This window comes from Sphingopyxis sp. (assembly GCF_036402335.1).
In the GTDB taxonomy this organism is placed as follows: Bacteria; Pseudomonadota; Alphaproteobacteria; order Sphingomonadales; family Sphingomonadaceae; genus Sphingopyxis.
In genome coordinates this window covers 1-6,438 of record NZ_DASWTD010000548.1, presented here as the reverse complement: position 1 = coordinate 6,438, position 6,438 = coordinate 1, and the positions used below count along the sequence as shown (strand labels likewise).

The following is a 6,438-nucleotide window of genomic DNA, read 5'->3' as shown; positions in this document are numbered from 1 at the left end:
TCACCGTCTTCACTAGCACTGTCGGCGTGGATGACATTAGGTCATCGGTGGGGGCGGGGCTAGCACATTGGAGCTGTCGACCGCATGGCTGGAATGGCTGGTGTCGGGAGCCAGCCACGAACTGATGCTGTTCGCATCAGTCGGAATCCTGCTGATCGGGCTCGACGATTTGCTGTTCGATGCGCTGTGGCTGGCGACGCGCCGGACCGAACCGCCCGATCTTCCGGCCACGCCGCCGCTCAAGGGGACTTTCGCGGTTTTTTTGCCCGCGTGGGACGAGGCGAAAGTCCTGCCGGCGATGCTGCGCCGGACGCTCGACGCATGGGCGGGTGAGGATTTCATCCTCTATGTCGGCTGTTACCCCAATGACGCTGTGACGTTGTTCGCCGTCTCGCCGCTCGTCGCGCGCGACCGGCGGCTCCGGCTCGTCATCAACCAACGCGACGGGCCGACGACCAAGGGCGACAATCTCAACCGGTTATGGGCGGCGCTTTGCGAGGATGAGCGCGCCGACGACATGCGGTTCGCCGCGGTCGTGCTCCACGATGCCGAGGACCATGTCCACCCGGATGAACTCGCGCTCCATCGCATCCATCTTGCCGACAACGCGATGGTGCAGATACCGGTCGTGCCGTTGATCGAACGCGGGTCGCACTGGATTGGCGGCCACTATGGCGACGAATTTGCCGAAGCGCACGGCAAGGAACTGGTGCTGCGCTCGCGCCTCGGCATGCCGCTGCCGTCGGCCGGGGTCGGCTGCGCGCTGACGCGCGGTGCGCTGGCGCTGCTGGCGATCGAGCGCGGCGGCGATCCCTTCCGCTGCGACAGCCTGACCGAGGATTATGAGGTCGGCATGCTGCTCGGCGCCTATGGCCTCGGCGCGCGTTTCGTCGACACGATCGGCCGGTCGGGAACCCGGATCGTGTCGCGCGGCGCCTTTCCGGGCAGGGTCGACGCTGCGGTGCGGCAAAAGGCGCGCTGGGTCGCAGGGATCGCGCTCGCGGGCTGGGATCATCTCGGCTGGCCCGGGGCTCGGCAGGGAATTGCCGGCCTTTCCGTCCGCCGCAGCTGGCTCGCGCGCTGGATGCTGTGGCGCGATCGCCGCGCGCCGCTCGCCGCGCTGATCCTGCTCGCGGCCTATGCGGGGCTGATCGCCACTGCGCTTGGCTGGGCGGGGCACGCGTTATGGGGATGGTCGACGGCCGAACCCGGCGCCATGCGGTTGCTTCTCGCGCTCAACGCGATGCTGCTGCTCTGGCGGCTGGGCATGCGCGGTCATTTCACCGCGCGCTGGTACGGCCTGCGACAGGCGTTGCTGGCGGTGCCGCGCGCGCTGGTCGCCAATATCGTCGCGATGCTCGCCGCGCGGCGCGCGGTCGTCCTGTACTGGCGGATGCTGCGGTCGGGCGAGGTTGTGTGGGACAAGACCGAGCATCTGGAAAGCGACATCGCGGCCGAACCGGTCGCCGCGCCGACGGTGCCGCGATGATCGTGCAGCGACGGTGGACGCGCCGTGACGCGCGGGCGCTGCGCTTCCTGTTCGTCTGCATCGGCAGCTGGACCGTCCTGCGGGCCATGATGGTCTGGAATCCCGCGATACCGCAGCCGCCCGCCGGGACGCAGGCGCCCTGGTCGGCGCCATCGCCCTTTACAGCAAGTGCGGTATCTCTGCGTCTGAAGCTGCGCACCGGGGAAAGCGCCACAACGCAGCGGCAGGCCGGGCTGTCGCCTGCTTTTCCGGCCTTATGGCACAGCGAGGCGCGGCACCTCGCCGGCGTGACGACCGCGAAAGAACCCGACGCGGCATTCGCCGGCGGTCTCGGCGCCGATCGCCACAGCCTCCGTTTGGCGCTGATGGCGCGGCTCCTGCCGCCGCTGCCGGGCGGGGCAGCGCGATCGGCCGTCGCGGCTGACGCACCGATGTGGTTTGCATCGCCCCCCGCCGCACAGGCCGCGCCAGGCCAGGGCAAGCCTTTCTGGATCCGGCGGCAGCTTGCCGGATGGTCGCTCGGCGGCTGGCTCTACCTGCGCGACGGCGATGGTGCTGCCCCCGACGGCATCGCAGCGGCCGGCCAGCTTGGCGGCAGTCAGGCCGGGTTCCGGCTCGGCTATGGTTTCGGCGATAGCGGGCGTGTCCGGGCTTACGGCCGTGCCACGATGGCGGTCCGCCAACCCGAACAGCGCGAGATCGCATTGGGGCTGGCCTTTGCGCCATTCGTGCACGCGCCGGTCGACATTGCGGTCGAGCGAAGGGTCGCGCTCGGCAAGGACGGCCGCAATGCGCTGGCCGCGATGATCAGCGGTGGCGTCGGCGATGTCACGATGCCTGGCGGTTTCCGGCTCGAAGCCTATGGACAGGCGGGCGTCGTGGGCGCGCGTCGGCGCGATGGCTTTGTCGATGGTGCTGTCGTGATCGACCGCCGCATCGGCACCGACGAAACGGCGTCGCTGCGGCTCGGTGCGCTGGCGGCCGGCGCGGCGCAGCCTGGTGCAGCGCGCGTCGACGTCGGGCCGCGGTTGACGCTCCGCCTTCCGCATTTGGGTGAGGGCAGCCGGATCGCGCTCGACTGGCGCCAGCGCGTCGCGGGCGATGCGCGTCCCGAAAGCGGGCTGGCGCTGACTCTTGCGACAGACTTCTGATCGCTAGTAAAAATCGGGGGGAAAAATAGCCGCCGGAGACGATTCCCCGCTTCGAAAAAATGCTCTAGGGTGCAGGACCCGGCGCAGTTTTGTGCCGCAGACCTAAGTCTAGGGGCCCATGGACCTTTACCTTCCTGTCGCCAATCTGTCGGTCAATGCGCTGGTCATCATCCTGCTGGGCGGCGGGGTGGGTTTCCTGTCGGGCATGTTCGGGGTCGGCGGCGGTTTTCTGACCACGCCGCTCCTGATCTTCTATGGCATTCCGCCGACAGTCGCAGCGGCATCGGCGGCGACGCAGGTCACCGGCGCCAGCGTATCGGGCGTGATGGCGCATCTCGAACGCGACGGGGTGGACCTGCGAATGGGCGGCGTGCTCGTCGCGGGCGGCCTGCTCGGCTCGCTGATTGGAGCGGGCCTGTTCGAACTGCTCACCGCCTGGGGGCAGATCGATACGGTCATCAACATCCTCTACGTCGCGCTGCTCGGCATCGTCGGCTCCTTCATGGGGCGTGAGGCGTGGGGGAGTTTTCGCGCATCGCAGGCGGGCCTGCCCGCCCCGGCGCGCAAGCGGCGCCATCATCCGATGGTCGCCAACCTGCCGCTGCGCTGGCGCTTCTATCGTTCGGGCCTCTACATTTCGCCGCTCGCGCCGCTGCTGCTGGGCCTCATCGGCGGCGTGCTGACGATGCTGCTCGGGGTCGGCGGCGGGTTCATCATGGTGCCCGCGATGCTTTACCTGCTCGGCATGGGGACGCAGGTCGTTGTCGGTACCTCCTTGTTCCAGATCCTGTTCGTGACGATCGCGACGACGATGGTCCATGCGATGACCACCGGCGCAGTCGATATCGTGCTCGCCGGCCTCCTCCTCCTCGGCAGCGTGATCGGCGCGCAGTTCGGCGCGCGCTTCGCGCAGAAGGTAAAGCCCGAATATCTGCGCATGGCGCTCGCCGCGATCGTGCTGCTCGTCGCGCTGCGCATGGGGGTCGACCTGTTCATCCGTCCCGAAGAAATCTACACGGTGCAATGATGCGCCCGGGCGCCTTGCTCGCGGTTCTGACCGCCGCCCTGCTCGCCGCCGTACCCGTGAGCGCGGCCGACCCGCGGCTGGTGCCCGACGTCTCGAGCCGGGCGATCGATATCCAGTACAGCTTCACCGGCGAGGAACTGCTGCTGTTCGGCGCGATCCTGTATCCGGGGCAGCGCCTGCCCGACCAGCGCGCCGACATCGTCGTGGTGCTGAAGGGGCCGGTGCGCCCGATCGTGCTCCGCGAAAAGCGGCGCGTCGCCGGGATCTGGGTCAATGCGAGCAGTATCCGCTTGCGCACCTCGCCAGGCTTTTACGCGATCGGATCGTCGCGCCCGATCGACAAGCTGGTCGACGAGCGGACCGCGGCGATCTTCGAGCTTGGCCTTGCCAATCTGTCGATGTCGCCGACCGGTTTCTCCGAAGCGCAGAAGCTCCAGCGGTTCGAGGCGGGGCTCACCGACCTCTATCGTCGCTCGGGCCTCTTTGTCGAAAATCCCTCCGCGGTCGAGATCACCGAAGGCGTGCTCTATCGCGCGCGCATCCCGGTTCCGGCGCGCGTTCCCGTCGGCACCTATCGCGCCGAAACCTATCTGATCAGCCGCGGTCGCGTGCTCGCGGTTGCATCGCGCGATGTCCAGATCCGCAAGGCCGGATTCGAGCGCTTCGTGGCGCTGGCGGCCCAGCGTCACGGTTTTCTCTATGGCCTCTCCGCCGTATTCCTGTCGCTGGTGCTCGGCTATGGCGCCTCGGCCGTATTCCGCCGCCGCTGAAAGGGTCCGTACTAAGCCTTTAGCCTATCTTTACCCTCTCCTGCGATACCGGTGTCCGGGACCATGACAGGCGGGGCGAATTGATGGATATGCAGGGCGGCGGATTTGGCGCCGGGGATTCGACGGCGGCGCAGCACGTCCGGCTTGCCGGCGGAGGCACGGCGGTTCCGGTCGCACCGGTGACCACGCATCATCGCGACGACCTGATGATCGGCGAAGTGGTCGATATTTCGGGCGCGGCGTCGCGTATCATCCTCGATGCCGCGACGATCGGAAAATTGTCGTCGTCCAGCGACGCCGCGGTGGCGATGGCGGGGCAGGTCGGTGCGCAGGTCAAGGTGCGCGTCGGCAATGTCTGGCTGATCGCCAGCATCCGCGACCAGCAACTGCACGAACGCGGCGAAGGCCTGATCGTGGCGACGATCGACTTCCTCGGCGAAGGCGAAGAGGAAAAGATTACCGGCCGCATCCACAATTTCCGGCGCGGCGTCACCCGCTATCCGATCCCGGGTAGCCAGGTTTTTGCGGCGACCAGCGCCGATCTCAAGCAAATCTATGCCGCCGACGAACGTGCGCATGTCGAAATCGGCACCGTTTATCCGACCAAGGATATCCGCGGGTCGCTTTATGTCGATGCGATGCTCGGTAAGCATTTCGCGCTGCTCGGCTCGACCGGCACGGGCAAGTCGACGAGCGCGGCGCTAATCCTCCACAAGATTTGCGAACTCGCGCCGCAGGGTCATATCCTGATGATTGATCCGCACGGCGAATATTCGGCGGCGTTCAAGGGCACCGGCGCTTTGTTCGACGTCGACAATCTTGCGATGCCCTATTGGCTGATGAACTTCGAGGAACATTGCGAGGTGTTCGTCACCGCCGAAGGCCGCGACCGGCAGGCCGACTGCGACGTCCTCGCGCGCTGCCTGCTGCAGGCGCGCACGAAGAACCGGCTTGCCGAAGGGATGAGCAAGATCACGGTCGACTCGCCGATCCCCTATCTGCTCTCGGACCTGCTCAACATCCTCCAGAACGAGATGGGCAAGCTCGACAAGGCGACCTCGTCGGCGCCGTTCATGCGCATCAAGGGCAAGATCGAGGAAATGCGCGCCGATCCGCGCTATAATTTCATGTTCTCGGGCATGCTCGTCGCCGACACCATGACGGGCTTTCTCGGCAAGATCTTCCGCCTGCCGTCGGACGGCCGGCCGATCTCGATCATCGACGTGTCGGGTGTCCCGTCGGACATCACCGGCGTCGTCGTCGCGGTGCTGTCGCGCCTGACCTTCGATTATGCGATCTGGTCGCGCGGCGAGCCGCAGCGGCCGATCTTGCTCGTGTGCGAGGAAGCGCATCGCTACATCCCGTCGAAGGACACCGGACAGGGGCAGGCGGTGCGCAAGATCCTCGAACGCATCGCCAAGGAAGGCCGTAAATATGGCGTGTCGCTGGGCCTCATCACCCAGCGTCCGTCGGACCTTGCCGAAGGCGTGCTGTCGCAGTGCGGCACGATCATCTCGATGCGTCTCAACAACGAGCGCGACCAGCATTTCGTGAAGGCGGCAATGCCCGAAGGCGCGCGCGGCTTCATCGACTCGATCCCCGCGCTGCGTAATCGCGAATGCATCGTCTGCGGCGAAGGCGTGGCGATCCCGATCCGCGTCTATCTCGACACGCTCGAAGAGGAAAAGCGGCCCGCATCGAGCGATCCGCTCTTCTCGAAGCTGTGGCGCGAAACCGGCGGCGAGGCGGAAATCCTCGAGCGCGTCGTCAAGCGCTGGCGCAGCCAGGGACGTTGATACTCTTCGCCTGACGGCGAAGGCTGCACCGGCCCGCTCCCCCACCCGGCCTCCCATTCCAGGATACTCTGTGGGAGGCCGGGTGGGGGAGCGGGCCGGTGCTGCGTCCGCGTTAGCGGACAAACAGCTTATTCCTTCGGCGGCTCCCAGAGTTCGATCGGGTTGCCCTCGGGATCGTGGACGCGCGCGAAGCGGCCGGTCGCGG

At 66.9% G+C, this 6,438-nt stretch carries 5 protein-coding genes; all 5 read left to right on the top strand.

The features are described from left to right. Positions 1–67: 67 nt before the first annotated feature. The 5 genes from VGD20_RS17840 (at position 68) to VGD20_RS17820 (ending at position 6,233) form a co-directional block, all read left to right on the top strand. Positions 68–1,489, top strand: a complete 1,422-nt coding sequence (locus tag VGD20_RS17840) for a glycosyl transferase family protein (protein WP_331135722.1) — start codon at positions 68–70, stop codon at positions 1,487–1,489. A 2-nt stretch (positions 1,490–1,491) separates the two neighbouring features. After that, on the top strand, positions 1,492–2,640 hold the full coding sequence (locus tag VGD20_RS17835) for a hypothetical protein (protein ID WP_331135721.1): 1,149 nt from the start codon (positions 1,492–1,494) through the stop codon (positions 2,638–2,640). A gap of 118 nt (positions 2,641–2,758) precedes the next feature. Beyond that, positions 2,759–3,667, top strand: coding sequence for a sulfite exporter TauE/SafE family protein (locus VGD20_RS17830; protein WP_331135720.1), 909 nt, complete (start codon positions 2,759–2,761; stop codon positions 3,665–3,667). Then, positions 3,664–4,437 carry a TIGR02186 family protein gene (locus VGD20_RS17825; RefSeq protein ID WP_331135719.1) on the top strand — a complete coding sequence of 258 codons (774 nt, stop codon included), beginning with the start codon at positions 3,664–3,666 and terminating at the stop codon, positions 4,435–4,437. The genes VGD20_RS17830 and VGD20_RS17825 overlap by 4 nt, the downstream gene beginning before the upstream one ends. A gap of 83 nt (positions 4,438–4,520) precedes the next feature. After that, on the top strand, positions 4,521–6,233 hold the full coding sequence (locus tag VGD20_RS17820; RefSeq protein WP_414714595.1) for an ATP-binding protein: 1,713 nt from the start codon (positions 4,521–4,523) through the stop codon (positions 6,231–6,233). Positions 6,234–6,438: the final 205 nt, after the last annotated feature.

Excerpts from the sequence above, each read along its gene's own strand:
- VGD20_RS17830 (WP_331135720.1), top strand. The coding sequence starts at position 2,759 with ATGGACCTTTACCTTCCTGTCGCCAATCTGTCGGTCAATGCGCTGGTC.
- VGD20_RS17820 (WP_414714595.1), top strand. The coding sequence starts at position 4,521 with ATGGATATGCAGGGCGGCGGATTTGGCGCCGGGGATTCGACGGCGGCG.
- VGD20_RS17825 (WP_331135719.1), top strand. The coding sequence starts at position 3,664 with ATGATGCGCCCGGGCGCCTTGCTCGCGGTTCTGACCGCCGCCCTGCTC.